Consider the following 19395-nt stretch of genomic DNA (forward strand, 5'->3'; position numbering starts at 1 on the left):
AAACGCTCCCAACCAGCGCCAAGTTAAGGAAAAAATCATGTTACAAATGAAAAATATAAGTAAAGTATACCAAACTGAAATGGTTCAAACTCACGCATTGAGGGACTTTAACTTAAATGTAAATGAAGGTGAATTTATAGCTGTCACAGGCCCGAGCGGCTCTGGGAAAACAACCTTTTTAAATATTGCAGGGATGTTAGAACCATTTAGTGAAGGTGACTATATTTTGGATGGTGTCAATGTTGGCAGTTTAAACGACAACCAACGTGCTGATTGTCGAAATCAAAAAATTGGTTTTATTTTTCAGGGTTTTAATTTAATACCAGATTTAAATTTATATGAAAATATTGAGGTACCTCTTCGCTATAGAGGTATTAAAGCAAAAGAACGTAAACGCACAATAGAGCAATGTTTAGAACAAGTAGGCTTAGCCTCTCGCGCTAAACACCTACCCCAGCAATTATCGGGCGGCCAGCAACAACGAGTGGCAATAGCCCGCGCACTTGCCGGAAAACCTCGTTTTTTACTTGCCGATGAGCCCACCGGTAACTTAGACAGCCTGATGGCTCGCCAAGTTATGGAGTTACTTGAGCAAATAAATCGCGATGGCGCCACTATTATAATGGTGACACATGATAGCGAATTAGCCCGCCGTGCACCGCGCAACATTCAAGTAGTTGATGGACAACTAGCCGACTTTACTTTGTACCAAGGTGCACAGCCAATAAATGTAGCACAAGGAGTATAATTCATGCTTGTTCATTATATTGACCTAAGTTGGCGTAGCTTTAAGCGCACACCACTTGTAAGCTCTTTAATGGTACTTGCTATAGCAATTGGTATTGGCATCACCATGACTAGTTTGAGCGTTTACCACATGATGTCGGCCGATCCAATTCCACATAAAAGCAGCCAGCTTTTCAGTGTGCAATTACAAATAATGGATGATGGGAGTACATGGTGGACGTCCGATAACCTCCCTCTTCAACTGACGTATCAAGATGCTGCAAATCTTTATCAGTCTCAATTAGGTGCTCAACGTTTAAAAATGGTACGAAGTGGTTTTTCTGTATACATAGATTCAGACAAAGTAAAACCGTTTAGCCAAAGTGCAAGACTTACTACTCCTGAGTTTTTTAATATGTTTGACCTCGAATTTATTTATGGTAACAAGTGGTCACAGCAGCAAGAAGACGATGCAGCGCCCGTTGTTGTAATTAGCGAGGAGTTAAACGATAAGTTATTTGCTGGTAAAAATTCAGTAGGTCAGATTATCTATCTTGACGATGCAAGTTACGAAGTAATTGGTGTTACAAAAAACTGGCCACTAACCATTAAATATTACGATTTAAATAATGGCGCATTTAACGATCCCGAACAACTTTTTATGCCATTTGGCCTTCTTGAAGCAAAACAACTGGGTAATTGGGGCAATACTAATGGTTGGAAGCATGAAGATGTTCGAAGCTTTACTGCCAAGTTACAGTCAGAAATGGTCTGGATTCAATTCTGGGTTGAGTTAACTACCGAGCAACAAAAAAATGATTACGAAAATTATTTATTAGCTTATATGCAAGATCAGCAAAAGCTTGGTCGATTTGATCGCAAAGAGCTCGCCTTCAGCATTCGAGATGTTAACCAATGGATGGCTTACAATAATGTGGTTAGTGAAGATAACAAAATTTTAGTGGCACTCAGTTTTATGTTTTTAGCTGTGTGTTTGGCTAATATTCTTGGCTTACTACTTGCCAAATTTTTACGTCGAGCGCCGGAGGTTGGTGTGCGTCGTGCACTTGGTGCTAATAAACGTCAGATTTTTATGCAACATATTGTTGAAGTCGCTATGTTAGGGCTTTTGGGCGGGCTACTGGGGATTGTATTTGCTCAGTTAGGTTTATTAGGTGTTCGTCAGAGCTACCGTTATTACGAAAGCTTAGCGACGATGGATTTAAGTATGTTACTGAGCGCCCCTGTTATTGCTATCAGTACCTGTGTAATTGCCGGGCTTTACCCTGCTTGGCTGGTATGTAAAACCAACCCTGCAATTTATCTAAAAAGCCAATAAGGACGAACGCAATGATATTAGAAATTAAACCTATTTTTCATGCGCTGTGTCGATCTAAAGTGGGTGCACTTTTGCTACTCATCCAAATAGCGATTACCACTGCAATTGTTAGTAACGCAGCCTTTATTATTCAAGACAGAGTAACCTACCTTAACCAAGAAACTGGCTACCCAGAAGACGAAATACTTGCTTTTCATGTCATGCATTTTGGTAAAGATGTTCAAAGCCACCAGCAATTTGAATTGGATGAAACCATGCTTAGAGCTATACCCGGTGTTAAAGACGCCGTGTATATTAATAATATACCGTTATCAGGTAGTGGTAGCTCTTCTGACTTCAGTGTTAACTCAGCGCCAGAACCTGGACTTTCAGCAAGGACGGCTTACTTTTTTACTGATGATCATGCAATTAACACACTTGGTGTTGAGCTGGTTGCAGGACGAAATTTTACCCAAGACGACATTGTCGTAACCAACGATAATGATCAACGCGCTAATGTAACTATTGTGACCCAAGCATTACTAAATGAGCTTTTTCCTGGTGAAAATGGCCTAGGAAAAACAATTTTCCTTGGTGATATTCCACTGAAAGTTGTTGGTGTAATTAAGCATGCAAAAGGGCCTTGGTTAAAAGACAGCCGCCCAAATAATATCGCATTAATTCCTTACATTAACCCCAATATATCTGGCAACTTTTTAGTTCGTACTGCTTCTAATGACCGTGCAGAAATAGCCAAACAGATTGAAGACGAAATGCTTAAAAATTATAACAAACGTGTAATTATCCGAATTCGTGGGCTAGACCAAGATAAAGCGCAATATATGGCTGAAGACACATTAATGATGCGTATGTTAGTTGTGCTTATAACTATCCTTTTACTTGTCACCGCTTTAGGAATATTTGGCTTAACCTTGTTCAACATAAGTAAGCGCACCAAGCAAATTGGAACCCGTCGTGCTTTAGGCGCTCGTAAATCTGCTATTATCAATTACTTTTTAGTTGAAAATGCCTTGATTTGCATTGCTGGATTAGTTTTAGGCGTAATTGCTGCCCTCGTACTTGGGCAATTGCTAATGCAACACTTTTCAATTGCTGCGTTACCCTTAGGCTATGTTGCAGCTACTGCCATTATGGTTTTTATAATGAGTCTTTTGGCTGTATTAGGCCCAGCTAAACGCGCTGCAAATATTTCGCCCAGTATCGCAACCCGAACCATATAGTACAGCTCCCAACCTATGCTACACTGACCAAACACGGTGTAGCATTTTCAATATTTAAATAATAATAAACAGCGATTAAATTCACATGGAAAAAATACTTATTGTTGATGATAATCCGGCCGTTTTAGAGGCATTATCATTACTACTAGAGATACATGACTTTAATGTAGTTACCGCATCAACGCCCTTTGAAGCCATTCAAATTGTGCAATACCAACGCATTGCTCTCGTTATTCAAGATATGAATTTTACCAGCGATACTACCTCCGGCGAAGAAGGTAAAACTTTGTTTTATGCGTTGCGTGAAGAAAACCCACACCTCCCTATTATATTAATAACCGCCTGGACTGAACTTTCAACGGCTATTGAACTTGTTAAAGCAGGCGCTGCCGATTACCTTCCAAAGCCATGGGATGACCACAAGCTTCTTACATGCATTAATAATTTAATAGAGCTGGGGCGCACTAAGCAACTTGTGGCCACGCACAACCGCCTACAGAAAGAGCGGGATGATAAATATAATACGGCTAACTTAGCAGGCCTTATTTTTAAAAGTACCGCAATGGAGCGATTAGTCACAATGGCATTACAAGTGGCTAAATCTGATATCTCTGCACTCATAACAGGCCCTAATGGCAGCGGAAAAGAATGCATTGCGACTATAATTCAAAAAAACTCTTCACTAATAAATCAGCCTTTCATTAAAGTAAATGCTGGCGCCCTACCCCAAGAACTTTTAGAGGCTGAATTATTTGGCGCAGAAGCCGGTGCCTACACAGGTATAACCAAGCAACGTATAGGTCGCTTTGAAGCGGCCGATGGTGGAACATTATTTTTAGATGAAATTGGCAACTTGCCACTTTCTGGGCAAATGAAGTTGTTGAGAGTATTACAAACAGGTGAATTTGAACGATTAGGCTCTACACAAACGCGCAAAGTTACGGTTCGTGTTATATCTGCCACCAACGAAAATTTATTGCACGCAATAACCGAAGGTCGTTTTAGAGAAGATTTGTACTATCGTCTTAATGTTATTGAGTTAAACGTACCTGCGCTTTGTGAACGTATTGATGATATTGCCCCACTCATCAATCATTTTTTACCACATAGAGAGCTAAGCATTGATGCAGAGCAGGCGCTTAATCAATATCAATGGCCAGGTAATGTGAGAGAACTTGAAAACGCCTGTAAACGTGTGGGTGTTATAAAGCCTGATGGCTTGCTTAGCGCTGAAGACTTTGGCCTAACACCATCACTGCCAATAAAAATTAATGACGAAAAAAAAGAGCCTTCAAAACTCGAAATTGAACAATCAATACGCGCTAATCAGGGTGTTATTGCCAAAGTAGCACGAGAGTTTGGTTTAAGCCGCCAAGCACTATATAGGCGCTTACAAAAAATGGGTATTGATTACTAATGTTTAATTTTATTAGTCGCTTATCATTAACTCACAAAGTGGTAGGCATATGCATTATATGCAGCGTTTTACCTGTTATGAGCATTACAATAATTGCACAACCCCCGCTTTATTACTCTGTGTTGTTAGTCATAGCAGCTATGCTTACAAGTTTATTACTTGCTAGAGCCTTAACAAAGCCCATTAAGTTAGGGTTGCAATCGTTAGAAACTGGCTTGCTTAATTTTAAGGATGGTGAGCTTTCAAGTTTATTAGCTTATAAAAACAACGATGAGTTAGGAAAGCTATGTCAGCTTTATAATCAAACTGCAAAACAACTTCGCCAAGAAAAACAGTGGATTTATCAACGAGAGTTAATGCTAGACAAGGTATTACAAAGCTCTCCACAAGCCCTTTTACTCGTTAACGATAACAGTATTGTTGTATTTAGTAACTTAATCAGCCGTACGTTATTTAATAGCACAACACAATTGGAAGGCACGCAGCTTCAACAATTATTGTCTGATGCGCCTATTCAGCTTGCTAATGCTATTGAGCAAGGCGTAGATGGTTTATTTAATATTGAAGTAGACAATCACGATTCTCAAACTTGGCATTTATCTACTGGCGAGTTTTTACTTAATAACCAAAAACATCACTTATACATATTTAAACAACTTACCCGTGAGCTCAGCCGCCAGGAAGTAGCAGTATGGAAAAAAGTTATTCGAATAATAAGCCACGAGCTTAATAATTCACTTGGCCCTATGTCATCGATGCTGCATAGCGCTCAGCTTTTAGCTAGCCGCGTAGATGAGCCGCGTCTTGCAAGAGTGTTTTCAACAATCGATGAGAGAATAAGCCACTTAACTGAATTTGTTCAAGGCTATGGCAAATTTGCAAAGCTACCTACACCACAAAAATCAGCAATAAATTGGCAAAACACATTAAGAGATCTTAATAGGCAATGGCAGTTTAGCTACACAGTAAACACCACTCAGAGCATATTACATGCAGATCAGGCACAACTTGAGCAATTGCTTATCAACTTACTCAAAAATGCACACGAGTCAGGCTCGGATCCGTCTAAAGTAAATATATCTGTAGCGTTTTTTAATAATGCTTGCATAGTAGATATAAGCGATGGCGGAAAAGGGATGAGTGAGCAGGTCATGGCTAATGCACTCGTACCTTTTTATTCAACAAAAAGTACAGGAAGTGGTTTAGGGTTAGCGTTATGCAGAGAGATTGCTGAAGCACATAAGGGACAAATAAGCTTACATAATAAATTAGGTGGTGGCCTAAACGTGCAAATTACCTTGCCATGCACATAATTGATGTTGTTAAAAACAGCTAAAAACAACAAAGCCACTTAACGTGGCTTTTATCATCACAGCACTATAAAAATAGCACTCGCAAAGTAAGATTACTCAGCGTCAGCTTCTTTGTACTTAGCCGCTGTTTCTGTGATTAACGGTTGTAATTCACCACGTTGAAACATTTCGATGATGATGTCACACCCACCAATTAGCTCACCTTCAACCCAAAGTTGTGGAAATGTAGGCCAATTTGCGTACGCAGGAAGTTCAGCACGAATATCTGGGTTTAGTAAAATATCAACGTATGCAAACGGTTCGCCACACGACATAAGTGCTTGTGAAGCTTGTGAAGAAAAACCACAATTTGGTAACTTAGGTGACCCTTTCATGAAAAGGATAATTGGGTTTTCTGAAATTTGCTGTTTAATTTTATCAATGGTTTCCATCTACAACCTCAAAGTAACGATAGCTAAATATACTTAGGTCTTGAAAATAACTCATCGTGACCATAAATATATAACTTAAAATGGGCAAATAAAGCCACAATTGAAATAGTCTTTCGCAATAGCATTGCTGTTTGCTTAAACTTGAGTAAAATACTCAACAATTATAGTAACACTATATTCCCGCTTGGTATAGGTAAGTGGTCTGTTTCAACAGGCATTACGTATTACCAAATGGACTATCAACTAAAAAAGATGGAGATAAAAAATGGCATTTGAACTACCGTCACTACCATATGCAATCGACGCACTTGAGCCACATATTTCAAAAGAAACATTAGAGTTTCACCACGGTAAGCACCATAACACTTACGTTGTAAAGCTTAATGGTTTGATCCCTGGTACAGAGTTTGAAAACAAATCTCTAGAAGAAATCGTATGTTCATCAGAAGGCGGTGTATTTAACAACGCAGCGCAAATCTGGAACCACACGTTTTACTGGAACAGCTTATCTCCAAATGGCGGCGGCGAGCCTACTGGCGCAGTTGCAGATGCAATTAACGCTAAATGGGGTTCTTTTGATGCGTTTAAAGATGCATTAAACGACAAAGCAGTAAACAACTTCGGTTCAAGCTGGACTTGGTTAGTAAAGCTTGCTGATGGTTCATTAGACATCGTTAATACATCTAACGCTGCGACACCATTAACTGACGAAGGCGTTACACCTGTTCTTACAGTGGATTTATGGGAACACGCATACTACATTGATTACCGTAACGTGCGTCCAGATTACCTTAAAGGTTTCTGGTCACTAGTTAACTGGGAATTTGCAAACGCAAACTTCGCTTAATTAGTACTTATCACTAATTTAAAAAAGGCGCTTCAGCGTAATGCCAGTCAGTTAAGCTGACTGGTATTTTTCTTTTTTGTGGGGTATTTGCTTGGTTTGGGTTTGACCCTCCGAGGGTAGAACCTGTCTTCCCGCCTCGTCGTAAGCTCGTAATAAGTTAGCTGATTGATGAGATTTTCATACAGCACAGGGAGTTTTCCTGAGCTTGTAAGTCCCGTTGTAAGTAAGAAGGCCACAACCGCGCTTGAGCACCCGCTGAAGCTTAGCTGATTTGGCCAGATACCTTTACGTGTAGCCGCTTCGGTCATAGCCACTCTTATCAAGTTGTAAGCAAGCAGTAACCCCCATAATTCTTGCTCAACCATGTCTGGGCGTTTGCTTCTAAGCGTGTATTCACTGTTCAGTAGTGTTTGTTTCATTTCACGATACCCTAACTCAATTTCCCAGCGATGGCTGTATAAGTCTACAATTTCGTCACTGGGGTAACGCATTACATCGGTAAGCGATGTAAGAATTCGGCACCCTTTCCCTTTAACTTTTTTCGTAATTAGTCGCGCCTCAATCTCGTCCGGCAGCTCGGGGAACTTCTTTCTCGCTTGTGGAGTGGCTCTCAGCCTTACCTGTTTATCTGCACGGCTATAACTTTTTATTACATCAAATTGGAGTCCTTTTCTTGCCGGTCTCATCCAGTGTCTTTCCTCTCCCGCTTTTTGCCATTGATGCAGCAAGCCTAAGGAATAAAAACCACGGTCAAACAGGGTCAGTGAATGATTCGGCGTATCATTAATTAGCTGCTCTGCTAGCACCATTTCATTCGATTTGTACTTATCAAACGCACTATTAATGAGTTGGTGGCTTGTCAGCTCCATTTGGCACACCATGCGGATTTGAGGAAATGCCGTATCGCCATACTGAGTACTACCAGAGCCATACTTTTCACGGTTTTGAGCGGTATCAGCCGTTCTCCACACAACCCCATCGACACCGAGCAAATTTAGTCCATTCCATGTTTCGAATTTATTTTTTTGATACCAATGCTTAGCCATCTTCTTAAAGGATTGTTCGACAGCTTCGGTTCCTAGGCGCTGTCGCGCCTGAACCATCGCACTGGGTGCAACAAGCGGTGTTTTACCTGGTAGTGCAATATCCATCTTAGTCGCAATATTCCACACTGACTCTTGCCTAAAAAGACTCATCCCCATGACACACCACATCACAGATTCAAGAGGTAAGCGACGCTTTCTGACGGTGGCGACTCCCGCTTCAACAAAAGCCTCATCAATAATAGATGGCTGTAGAAATGACGAGAGCATTTCAAACGAATGAAATTGGGTACTGGCATTAAATGCGGTGTCTAAAGCTGTTTTAATATTCATAAAAAAATCCGATGGCAAATGCTCATCGGATTCTTACATCTATAAAAGATCGGTCAACCGATCATTAAAATATTTCTTAACTGATCGGCATTACGCTTCAGCGTCTTTTTTTGTGCCTGTTATTTGTACTTTTACACTCTGTAATTTGACATAATAACCTTCTCCAACATGATCTTTTTTCACTTAAATTTTTATTTTTATTACACAAACATACACTTTCGCGACTAGACTTTAAAATGTAAGCACCTTTTACAGCGGGTTTCGGAGGTTATTATGACGATTTTTGAGCATTACCAAGCACGTTACGAAGCGGCACAAGAAGAAGAGTACAGTATCGCCGAGTTTCTTGAAATATGTAAAACCGATAAGTCTGCCTACGCCAGTGCACCAGAACGCCTTTTAATGGCCATTGGTGAACCTGACATGGTCGATACCGCAACGGATGCACGCCTCAGTCGGTTATTTTCTAATAGAGTAGTTGCACGCTACCCTGCCTTTACCGATTTTTATGGTATGGAGGATGCCATTGAACAAATTGTTTCTTATTTAAAACATGCAGCCCAAGGGCTCGAAGAGTGTAAACAGGTTCTTTACCTGTTAGGTCCTGTAGGTGGTGGTAAATCATCTATTGCTGAAAAACTAAAGTACCTCATGCAACAAGTACCAATCTATTCAATTAAAGGCTCGCCGGTAAACGATCATCCACTATCTCTATTTGATCCCATTGAAGACGCAAATGTACTAGAGCAAGAATACGGAATTAAGCCGCGTTATTTAAAAACAATTATGTCACCATGGGCAGGTAAACGGCTCAAAGAGTTTAACGGCGATATAAGTAAATTTAAAGTGGTAAAACGCTACCCCTCAATTCTTAATCAAATAGGTATTGCTAAAACAGAACCAGGCGATGAAAACAACCAAGACATATCCGCATTAGTCGGCAAAGTAGATATACGTCAGCTTGAACATTTTGCTCAAAATGACCCCGATGCTTATGCGTATTCAGGTTCACTTTGTATGGCAAATCAAGGCTTGATGGAATTTGTAGAAATGTTTAAAGCCCCTATCAAAGTGCTCCATCCACTACTAACTGCCACACAAGAAGGTAATTACAATGGGACTGAAGGTATTAGCGCTCTCCCCTTTAATGGCATGATCCTCGCGCATTCAAACGAATCCGAATGGCAAACTTTTAAAAATAACAAAAATAATGAAGCCTTTTTAGACCGTGTGTACATAGTCAAGGTACCTTATTGTTTGCGTGTCACTGAAGAAATTAAAATTTACGACAAACTTCTTCAGCATAGTGAACTTCATAGCGCCCCTTGCGCGCCGGGTACCCTTAAAGCTTTAGCACAATTTACAACTCTCTCGCGGTTAAAAGAGCCAGAAAACTCAAGCATTTATTCAAAAATGCGAGTGTACGATGGTGAAACACTCAAAGACACAGATCCAAAGGCAAAGTCGTATCAAGAGTATCGCGACTACGCTGGGGTGGATGAAGGCATGACAGGTCTTTCTACTCGCTTTGCATTTAAAATTTTATCTCGAGTATTTAATTTTGATAACACTGAAGTGGCCGCAAACCCCGTTCATTTATTTTATGTACTTGAGCAACAAATAGAACGTGAACAATTTAGTAGCGATGTTGAAGAACGTTACCTGAGCTTTTTAAAAGGCTATTTAATTCCTCAGTATGTTGAATTTATTGGTAAAGAGCTACAAACCGCGTATTTAGAATCGTACTCAGAATACGGGCAAAATATATTTGATCGCTATGTTATTTATGCCGACTTTTGGATTCAAGACCAAGAGTATCGTGACCCCGATACAGGCCAATTATTTGACCGAGCTGCGCTTAATGCTGAGCTTGAAAAAATTGAAAAACCAGCTGGCATTTCTAATCCTAAAGATTTTCGTAACGAAATAGTCAATTTTGTACTTCGCGCACGGGCTCACAACAATGGTAAAAACCCGCTCTGGACGAGCTATGAAAAATTACGCACTGTGATTGAGAAAAAAATGTTTTCGAACACAGAAGATCTATTGCCTGTGATTTCGTTTAACACTAAGACCTCCGCTGAAGATCAGCAAAAGCACGAAGACTTTGTTAATCGGATGGTCGAGAAAGGCTATACGCAAAAGCAAGTCAGGTTGTTATCTGAGTGGTATCTACGTGTTAGAAAATCGCAATAACCTTCATAGTTGTGGTTTTAGGAGGTAAATATGGCGCATTTTATAGACAGGCGTTTAAACGGTAAAAATAAAAGTACCGTGAATCGTCAGCGCTTTATCAGGCGTTATAAAAAACAGATAAAAGAAGCAGTGTCCGATGCAATAAATAATCGCAGTGTTACCGACTCTACATCGGGTGAAAGTATTTCTATTCCGCAACGTGATATTAGTGAGCCAAGCTTTCACCAAGGTAAAGGCGGTAATAAAAAACAAGTTCACCCGGGTAACGATCAATTTGCAACTGGTGATAAAATAGAGCGCCCCAAAGGCGGTCAGGGTGATGGTTCAGGTCAAGGAGAGGCAAGCGACTCTGGTGAAGGTCAAGACGAATTTGTATTCTCTATTTCAAAAGATGAATACCTCGATCTACTTTTTGAAAACTTAGAACTACCCAACCTTCAAGAAAATCAACTTGATAAACTTGTACAAATGAAAACCCACCGTGCCGGTTTTTGCAGTGAAGGCATGCCAAGTAATATTGATATTGTACGTTCGCTACAGGGTTCACTTGCTAGACGTGTTGCTATGAGCGCAGGTAAAAAGCGCCGCTTAGCCGAGTTAGAAGCCCAGTTAAAAATATTAATACATGAACAACATAGCGATAAAGCAGCTGTTGCACTTTTACAAAAAGAAATAAGCCTACTTAAACAGCAAATTAAAGCTGTGCCATTTATTGATAACTACGACTTGCGATTTAGAAATTACGAGAAGCGCCCTCATCCCACCAGTAAAGCAGTTATGTTTTGTATTATGGATGTGTCGGGTTCTATGGACCAAGCCACGAAAGACATGGCAAAACGGTTTTACATTTTGTTGTATCAATTTTTAACTCGCAGCTATAAAGACATTGAGGTGGTTTATATTCGTCATCATACGCAAGCCACTGAAGTAGATGAACAAACGTTTTTTTACTCTCAAGAAACTGGCGGAACTATCGTATCCAGCGCACTTAAATTAATGGATAACATAATTAAAGAGCGATACAACGCAGACGAATGGAATATATATGCAGCACAAGCATCTGACGGTGATAACTGGGCTGACGATACTCCGCATTGCGGGCAAATATTACGTAATAGCCTTTTAGGCGCTGTTCGCTATTTTGCCTACATTGAAATCACAACGCGTGCTCATCAAAGTCTATGGCGAGAATATCTAAATATTACGCAAACACACTCCAACTTTGCCATACAGCACATTCAAAGTGTTGAAGACATTTACCCTATATTTAGGGAGCTATTTAAAAAAGGTCGGCAACAAGAAGGCGCTGCATAACTAAGCGAGGTATTAATATGAATACTAAACGAATGAGTGACGGCCCTGATTGGACTTTTGATTTGTTAACTGAGTATCAAACAGAAATAGCCCGCGTTGCAGATCAATACCGGTTAGACACTTACCCTAATCAGATAGAAGTGATCACCGCCGAACAAATGATGGATGCATACTCAAGCGTTGGGATGCCTATTGGCTACAATCATTGGTCTTACGGGAAAAAATTCATCCAAACAGAGCAAAACTATAAACGCGGGCAAATGGGCTTGGCGTATGAAATAGTGATTAATTCAGACCCCTGTATTGCATATTTAATGGAAGAAAATACGTTACCTATGCAAGCACTGGTTATGGCGCATGCATGTTATGGCCACAACTCTTTTTTTAAAGGTAATTATTTATTTAAAACATGGACCGATGCCAGCTCTATCATTGATTACCTTGTATTCTCTAAAAATTACATCAGCCGCTGCGAAGAGAAATACGGTGTGACGGCAGTAGAAACCTTACTAGACTCATGCCATGCACTTATGAACTATGGTGTTGATCGTTATAAGCGCCCGCAACAAATTTCGTTATTTGAAGAGCAAAAGCGCCAAGAGGAACGCGAGGCTTATTTGCAATCTCAAGTGAACGAATTATGGCGAACAATCCCCGAAAACCATCAAGAAGCTAAAAAGAAAGAACGCCACTTTCCCAAAGAGCCACAAGAAAATATTTTGTACTTTATAGAAAAAAATGCCCCTCTTTTAGAGCCTTGGCAACGTGAAGTTATTCGTATAGTTCGTAAAATATCACAATACTTTTACCCCCAAAAACAAACACAAGTAATGAATGAAGGCTGGGCCACCTTTTGGCATTACACCATTTTAAATCACCTATATGATGAAGGTAAACTTACTGATTCATTTATGCTGGAATTTTTACAAAGCCACACAAATGTTGTTTACCAACCACCTTACAATAGTCAGTATTACTCGGGGATAAACCCGTATGCCTTGGGTTTTAATATGATGGTTGATATAAGGCGACTATGCGAACAACCTACTGAGGAGGATAAAAGGTGGTTTCCTGAATACGCTGGAAGTAATTGGCTTGATACCCTGCATTTTGCTATGCAAAACTTTAAGGATGAAAGCTTTATAAGCCAGTTTTTATCCCCTAAATTAATTCGCGACTTTAAGCTATTTACACTTATTGATAACGCAAGCGCTCCGCATTTAGAAATAGGTGCAATTCATAACGACAGTGGCTACAAAGCTGTAAGAGAAGCGCTTTCAGCTCAATATAATTTAAGTAATCACGAACCTAACATTCAAGTGTACGATGTTGATATCAGAGGAGATCGCTCGTTAACGCTTAGGTATGTGCCGCACAATAATATACCTTTAGCAAATACACATGAGGAAGTACTTAAGCATCTTTATAGATTATGGGGATTTAAAGTAAAACTTGAACAACTCGACAATAATGAACAAGTAACAACAGTTGGGCAATGCCCTAAAGACGACTCTCGCCATACAACCGAGTAATTAAAATCAAGGCGGCAGACTAAAAATAATTAATAAAAAATGACGCTTAAGCGTCATTTTTCATATCAGCATAGGCGGTGACTTTATTTCGCCCATTCTTTTTAGATTGATACATGGCTTTATCTGCAGCTTCTATCCAGCGCTCATGGTCCTTGAACTCATTACTAAAACAAGCAAAACCAATACTCACGGTCACTTTCACTTCAAGTTGTTTGTATAAAACAGGACTTTGCTCAATTAATACCCTTAAGCGTTCAGCGAAAATCTCGGCCCCCTTCTCGTCAGTATCAAGTAAGGTTACAACAAACTCCTCACCACCGTACCTTCCTGCAATATCTGTTTCTCGCAATGTTGTTTTTAATAACTTTGACAAGTGGCGCAATGCTTCGTCACCACAGGTATGGCCATATTCATCATTAACGACTTTAAACCTGTCTATATCAAACATCAGTAAAGCGCTAGAACCACCATTGCGCTTAATCCGCAAAAACTCCTGTTTAAGCGTCGATTCCCAATGACCACGGTTATACAATTGAGTAAGGCTATCTGTTTGGCTTACTTGTTCTAAACGTGCGTTTAAATCTTCTAATTCTTTTTTATTTACAGCAATATCGGTTACGTCGTACAAAATAATACACAAGTGACTCACTTCAGCACGAATATTAGTCAATGGTATAAATGTGGCATTTTGATACATATATTCGGCTTTGCCGGTAATAGGCCTGTAATTTTTAAATCTAAATATGTAAGGCTGTTGCTCCCAAATAGTAAATGAGCGATTTTTTAAAACGAATACAGATTCAGACTTACTTCTGAACCACTTCTCATCTATTGCAGGAAACAAATCAAATAAATCTTTATGCTTTACCGCACTTGGCAACAGGCCTGAATGGTTTTCCATAAAGCCATTCCACACACATACTTTGTAATCTCTATCAAGAACGACCAAACCCACATCAACGGTATTAAACATATCCATTAACCAATGGATCTCATTCATATCTAAATCAGCAGCCATAACTTAATCTTCTAATAGGTAAGCAACTTTGTATTTCAAAGTTTTGAGTGAGTCTTCGGTGAATAACAACATTAAATCACAGTTTATATCGTGATTTTCAATGCCGTAGCTAATCTCAATTGCAAGTGTTCGCTGCCAGCGAGACTTGTTTGCTTTTACAAGTTCAGAAACATCTCTGTGTTGGCCTAAAACAATTGGGTGGCCTTGACTAAACGACATGTCGAGTTGTTTTGAAAGCCCAGTTAAAATAGCACCAATTAAAATGTTACTAATGTCCATCAGTAACTCAAGCTCTACGTTATCGTTAAGCACACCGTCGTAGTTCATCAAAGACGCAATTTCTTTAAAACTGGAATCATTTAATAATAAAAGCGCCTCTCCCGATACACCACCGCCAATAAAGCCTTGGCACACACCAGATGTAGAGGCGTTATTATCAATGGAGCGAAGCGCCATATCAAGTTCGCTCACCTCTAAAATATTGACATTTGGAATGGGTAATTCAACAAACACATTGAGTAATCTTGCAAGCAAGTCGCCTGCTTGCCCCATAGCAACGTTTGTAAGTTCTTGGTAAATATCTCTAACATCAGGGTCAACTTGCTCGCCTAATGAGTGAGATAAGCGCTCACGCATGGCCTTATCTTTAATTCCATGATGCTCTATTATTTCGGCAAGCTTTTCTGGTGAGCAAGGTTTTTGAATAAAATCGATAGCGCCCAAGTCTAGTACACGCTGATGAGCGTTAGGTTGTATGTCTCCAGACACAACAACGGTGAGCACATTTAACCCTAACTCTTTCATTGCCATTAACACTTCATACCCGTCCATTTCAGGCATATTAAGATCAAGGAATAGAATTTCTGGTTCAACAGCTTTTATTTGCTTTATACAATCAACACCGTTAATTGCAAACTCAACTTTTATGTCCCAATCTTCCGGCAATGAGCGAGCTAATTGACGCCTCGCTAATTTGGAATCATCACATACTAATACTGATGTTGGCATACTATCTCTCTATTTTTAAACCAAGTATTAACATCAAAAAATGATAGTGGCTTTTTATTTTTATTATTTAAGATATTTTTTGTAACTATATGTTAATCAAAGTTTCAGCCGTTTACAATTTAAAATCTCATAATTAATTCTTACTGAGCAAGAACGTATAATCTCTTGGTTACTTATACGCAGTATAATACACTGTCACCCATTGCGTTAATTTAAAAGGAAATACCTTATGTTTCGTTCGCTCGTGTTTGTGCTGAGTGCATTTTGCTCCGTTGCTTTTGCAGCCGATTACCCAGAAAATATCCTCGATGCAGGTAAAGTATCGGTCCAAGGTAAACCAATTACTTTAATGGGCAAAGGCGTAGTTATAGGGGATAACGCTCCTGACTTTAAAGTAGTTGATGGTAATTTTACGCCAGTAACACTTAACGATTATAAAGGGCAAGCTTTACTAATTAGTGTAGTACCAAGTTTAGATACCGGCGTGTGCAGTTTACAAACAAAGCATTTTAACGAAAAAGTGGCGCTGCAATTTCCAAGTATTGAAATATTGACTATCAGTGCTGATTTACCGTTTGCCCAAAAACGATTTTGTAAAGCAGAGAACATAGATAAAGTTATCACATTATCTGATTCGGTATGGCGTGATTTTGGCCAAAAATATGGTGTGATTATAAAAGATATGGGGCTTCTAACGCGCTCTATTTTTATACTCGATAAGAGCCATAAAGTGGTTTATAAGCAATTGGTGAATAACCTATCTACCGAGCCCGAATACGACAGCGTAATAGAAAAACTTAAAACTTTATAAGTGTCTAAATAAAAAACCGCCAACTGGCGGTTTTTTTGTTATTAGGCTTAGCCTAACAGCTCACCTAATTGTTGGCTTACTGCTTCAACGGCTTGTGTACCGTCTAGTTTGTGGTACTGGGTGTTACCCGATGCAGCTTCTGCTTGGTAGTAATCAACCAATGGCATCGTTTGCTCGTGGTAAATACCTAGACGTTTACGCACTGTTTCTTCAGTGTCGTCGGCGCGAACAATTAATTCTTCGCCCGTCTCATCATCTTTACCTTCCACCTTTGGTGGGTTGTAAACAACATGGTAAACACGACCTGAACCAGGGTGAACACGACGTCCGCCCATACGTTCTACAATAATTTCATCAGCTACATCAAATTCAATAACGTGATCGACCACTACGCCATTTTCTTTCATTGCATCTGCTTGTGGAATAGTACGTGGGAAACCATCTAGTAAAAAACCTTTTTCGCAATCAGCTTTAGTAATACGCTCTTTCACTAAACCAATAATGATATCGTCAGAAATTAGCTGACCTGCGTCCATTACTTTTTTTGCTTCTAAGCCAAGTGGAGTGCCTTCTTTAATAGCAGCACGTAGCATATCGCCAGTCGAAATTTGTGGAATACCGTACTTGTCCATTAAAAACTGAGCTTGAGTGCCTTTACCTGCACCCGGCGCGCCCAAAAGAATAATGCGCATATCATTGTCCCCTAGTATGAGAGTTTATTTTAAAGCCTGAATTCTTCCATAAGCGCCGCTGATACTCAAGCAACTTATACTAATTGCCTACTTTGTAGCGTATAAAAAAAGGAAGCCTAGGCTTCCTTTTTAAATATGTACACAATTTATACTTTTATTTGCTTAGCTCTAACATTAATTTATTTAGGCGTGTAACAAATCCTGTTGGGTCTTTTAATGTTCCGCGCTCTGCAAGTAATGCCTGGTCTAATAATACATGTGACCATTGTGCAAATTTATCTTCATCCTGCTCGTCATTTAAATGCTTAACAAGTTGGTGCTCTGGGTTTAATTCAAACACAGGTTTAGCCTCTGGTGCTGCTTGGCCAACAGACTCCATTAACTTTTGCATTTGCGAGCTCATGTCGTTGTCATCACTTACAACACAGGCTGGAGAATCGGTTAAACGATGCGTAAAGCGCACGTCTTTAACATCTTCACCTAACGCTGTTTTAATGCGCTCTACTAAGCCTGCCATCTCTTTTTCAGACTCTTCTTGGGCTTTCTTAGTCTCTTCATCATCAAGCTTACCCAAGTCTAAGTCACCACGTGTGATTGACTGTAGTTGCTTATCTGCAAACTCAGTTAGGTGGCTCATCATCCACTCGTCAACACGGTCACTTAGCAATAATACTTCGATGCCTTTTTTGCGGAAAATCTCTAAATGCGGCGAATTTTTAGCGGCTGTAAAGGTATCAGCTACCACGTAGTATATTTTTTCTTGGCCTTCGTTCATACGCTCAACATATTGTTCAAGCGACACATCTTGCGTTTGCGAATCAGTATGAGTTGAAGAAAAACGAAGTAGCTTACAAATCGCTTCTTTATTTGCTGCGTCTTCCGCTGGACCTTCCTTCATTACCTGGCCAAACTCATTCCAAAATACTTGGTAATCGTCAGCTTTGTTTTTCGCCATACGCTCAAGCATTTTAATAATACGCGAGGTACACCCTTTACGAATCGCTTGCGTTACTTTGTTATCTTGTAAAATTTCACGCGATACGTTCAATGGTAAATCGTTTGAGTCTAATAATCCTTTTACAAAACGTAAGTAGCTTGGCATAAACTGCTCAGCATCATCCATTACGAATACACGTTGTACGTAAAGTTTTAAACCACTTTGGCGTTCACGGTTCCATAAGTCGAAAGGTGCTTTTTTAGGGATATATAAAAGGCTGGTGTACTCTGTTTTACCTTCAACTTTATTATGTGCCCAGCTAAGTGGATCTTCCCAATCATGGCTTACATGCTTATAAAACTCTTTGTATTCTTCATCAGAAAGCTCAGACTTATCACGTGTCCATAATGCGGTTGCGCGGTTAATGCTTTCCCACTCACCCGGTACTGCTGGAATTTTTTCGCCATCTTCGCCTTCAGATTCTGGTACTTCTGCTTTGTACATTTGTACAGGCGTAGAAATATGATCCGAGTATTTAGTCACAATACCACGTAGGCGGAATTCGTCAGCAAATTCTTTTTCGTCATCACGAAGGTGTAAAATAATTTCGGTACCACGGCCTTCTTTTTCAATTTCTTGCAGCGTGTACTCGCCTTCACCTTGTGACTCCCACTCATAAGCAGTTGTTTCGCCAGCTTTGCGTGTGCGAACAGTCACTAAATCAGCAACAATAAATGCAGAATAAAAACCAACACCAAACTGACCAATAAGTTGTGAATCTTTACTTTGATCGCCCGTTAAGTTTTTGAAAAACTCAGCGGTGCCCGATTTTGCAATAGTACCTAAAGAGTTGATAACTTCTTCACGGGTCATACCGATGCCGTTATCTGAAATAGTGACGGTATTGGCCTCTTTATCTGCACTAATACGAACGCGTAGGTCTGCATCGCCTTGGTAAAGATCACCATTTGAAAGCGCTAAAAAACGTAACTTGTCGGCTGCATCTGATGCGTTTGATACAAGCTCACGTAAAAAGATCTCTTTATTTGAATAAAGAGAATGAATCATTAAGTTTAATAGTTGTTTTACTTCTGTTTGAAAGCCTAATGTTTCTTTTTGTGCTGCATTCATTTATATATCTCCAATTAGCAAAGTGTCTGCGTTATGCACTTAATATGGGGGGAGCTAATAGAACTTCAAGGGAAAAAATTAAAAAAT

Annotated in this window: 16 protein-coding genes; 10 read left to right on the forward strand and 6 right to left on the reverse strand. The window is 39.7% G+C overall.

The annotated features are described in order from the left end of the window. Positions 1 to 37 precede the first annotated feature (37 nt). The 5 genes from KZZ04_RS03800 to KZZ04_RS03820 all read left to right on the forward strand — a co-directional run bounded on the left by KZZ04_RS03800 (position 38) and on the right by KZZ04_RS03820 (position 6015). Positions 38 to 748 (forward strand): ABC transporter ATP-binding protein, encoded by a 711-nt coding sequence (locus KZZ04_RS03800; RefSeq protein ID WP_138527919.1) that lies wholly within the window; start codon positions 38 to 40, stop codon positions 746 to 748. A 3-nt stretch (positions 749 to 751) separates the two neighbouring features. Further along, positions 752 to 2065 carry an ABC transporter permease gene (locus tag KZZ04_RS03805; protein WP_058404314.1) on the forward strand — a complete coding sequence of 438 codons (1314 nt, stop codon included), beginning with the start codon at positions 752 to 754 and terminating at the stop codon, positions 2063 to 2065. An 11-nt stretch (positions 2066 to 2076) separates the two neighbouring features. Further along, positions 2077 to 3285: an ABC transporter permease gene (locus KZZ04_RS03810; RefSeq protein WP_082653605.1), complete on the forward strand. Its 1209-nt coding sequence runs from the start codon at positions 2077 to 2079 to the stop codon at positions 3283 to 3285. An 85-nt stretch (positions 3286 to 3370) separates the two neighbouring features. Next, positions 3371 to 4702 carry a sigma-54 dependent transcriptional regulator gene (locus tag KZZ04_RS03815; protein WP_058404313.1) on the forward strand — a complete coding sequence of 444 codons (1332 nt, stop codon included), beginning with the start codon at positions 3371 to 3373 and terminating at the stop codon, positions 4700 to 4702. Further along, on the forward strand, positions 4702 to 6015 hold the full coding sequence (locus KZZ04_RS03820; protein ID WP_219421869.1) for a PAS domain-containing sensor histidine kinase: 1314 nt from the start codon (positions 4702 to 4704) through the stop codon (positions 6013 to 6015). The genes KZZ04_RS03815 and KZZ04_RS03820 overlap by 1 nt, the downstream gene beginning before the upstream one ends. Before the next feature lie 92 nt (positions 6016 to 6107). On the opposite strand, the gene KZZ04_RS03825 is transcribed toward KZZ04_RS03820, so the two are convergent. Next, entirely contained in the window at positions 6108 to 6446 is a 339-nt protein-coding gene (locus KZZ04_RS03825) for a Grx4 family monothiol glutaredoxin (protein ID WP_006792409.1), read from the reverse strand. A gap of 265 nt (positions 6447 to 6711) precedes the next feature. Here KZZ04_RS03825 and KZZ04_RS03830 point away from each other — a divergent pair, with 265 nt between their 5' ends. Continuing rightward, entirely contained in the window at positions 6712 to 7293 is a 582-nt protein-coding gene (locus KZZ04_RS03830) for a superoxide dismutase (RefSeq protein ID WP_058404311.1), read from the forward strand. Between the two features lie 47 nt (positions 7294 to 7340). Here the strand turns inward: KZZ04_RS03830 and KZZ04_RS03835 are convergent, their stop codons facing one another. Then, positions 7341 to 8669, reverse strand: coding sequence for an IS4 family transposase (locus KZZ04_RS03835; RefSeq protein ID WP_219421872.1), 1329 nt, complete (start codon positions 8667 to 8669; stop codon positions 7341 to 7343). 273 nt (positions 8670 to 8942) lie between these two features. Here KZZ04_RS03835 and KZZ04_RS03840 point away from each other — a divergent pair, with 273 nt between their 5' ends. Genes KZZ04_RS03840 through KZZ04_RS03850 form a run of 3 tightly spaced genes read left to right on the forward strand, consistent with a single transcriptional unit; the run spans position 8943 to position 13711 of the window. Further along, on the forward strand, positions 8943 to 10865 hold the full coding sequence (locus KZZ04_RS03840; protein ID WP_219421873.1) for a PrkA family serine protein kinase: 1923 nt from the start codon (positions 8943 to 8945) through the stop codon (positions 10863 to 10865). 30 nt (positions 10866 to 10895) lie between these two features. Continuing rightward, positions 10896 to 12179, forward strand: a complete 1284-nt coding sequence (locus KZZ04_RS03845) for a YeaH/YhbH family protein (protein ID WP_219421875.1) — start codon at positions 10896 to 10898, stop codon at positions 12177 to 12179. Between the two features lie 17 nt (positions 12180 to 12196). Next, a complete protein-coding gene (locus KZZ04_RS03850) occupies positions 12197 to 13711 on the forward strand; it encodes a SpoVR family protein (protein WP_219421876.1) in 1515 nt (504 codons plus the stop codon). A 46-nt stretch (positions 13712 to 13757) separates the two neighbouring features. Here the strand turns inward: KZZ04_RS03850 and KZZ04_RS03855 are convergent, their stop codons facing one another. Together KZZ04_RS03855 and KZZ04_RS03860 are read right to left on the reverse strand one after the other, a co-directional pair. Further along, positions 13758 to 14729 carry a diguanylate cyclase gene (locus KZZ04_RS03855; protein WP_058404307.1) on the reverse strand — a complete coding sequence of 324 codons (972 nt, stop codon included), beginning with the start codon at positions 14727 to 14729 and terminating at the stop codon, positions 13758 to 13760. 3 nt (positions 14730 to 14732) lie between these two features. Continuing rightward, positions 14733 to 15737: a response regulator gene (locus KZZ04_RS03860; protein ID WP_058551725.1), complete on the reverse strand. Its 1005-nt coding sequence runs from the start codon at positions 15735 to 15737 to the stop codon at positions 14733 to 14735. A 229-nt stretch (positions 15738 to 15966) separates the two neighbouring features. Here KZZ04_RS03860 and tpx point away from each other — a divergent pair, with 229 nt between their 5' ends. After that, a complete protein-coding gene (gene tpx, locus KZZ04_RS03865) occupies positions 15967 to 16548 on the forward strand; it encodes a thiol peroxidase (RefSeq protein ID WP_219421877.1) in 582 nt (193 codons plus the stop codon). Positions 16549 to 16595: 47 nt separating this feature from the next. Here the strand turns inward: tpx and adk are convergent, their stop codons facing one another. Both adk and htpG read right to left on the reverse strand, forming a co-directional pair. Beyond that, a complete protein-coding gene (adk, locus tag KZZ04_RS03870) occupies positions 16596 to 17240 on the reverse strand; it encodes an adenylate kinase (RefSeq protein ID WP_219421878.1) in 645 nt (214 codons plus the stop codon). Positions 17241 to 17394: 154 nt separating this feature from the next. Next, complete coding sequence (htpG, locus tag KZZ04_RS03875; RefSeq protein WP_219421880.1) at positions 17395 to 19308, reverse strand: molecular chaperone HtpG; 1914 nt, start codon at positions 19306 to 19308, stop codon at positions 17395 to 17397. Positions 19309 to 19395: the final 87 nt, after the last annotated feature.

This window comes from Pseudoalteromonas sp. CR1 (assembly GCF_019392235.1).
Lineage (GTDB): Bacteria > Pseudomonadota > Gammaproteobacteria > Enterobacterales > Alteromonadaceae > Pseudoalteromonas.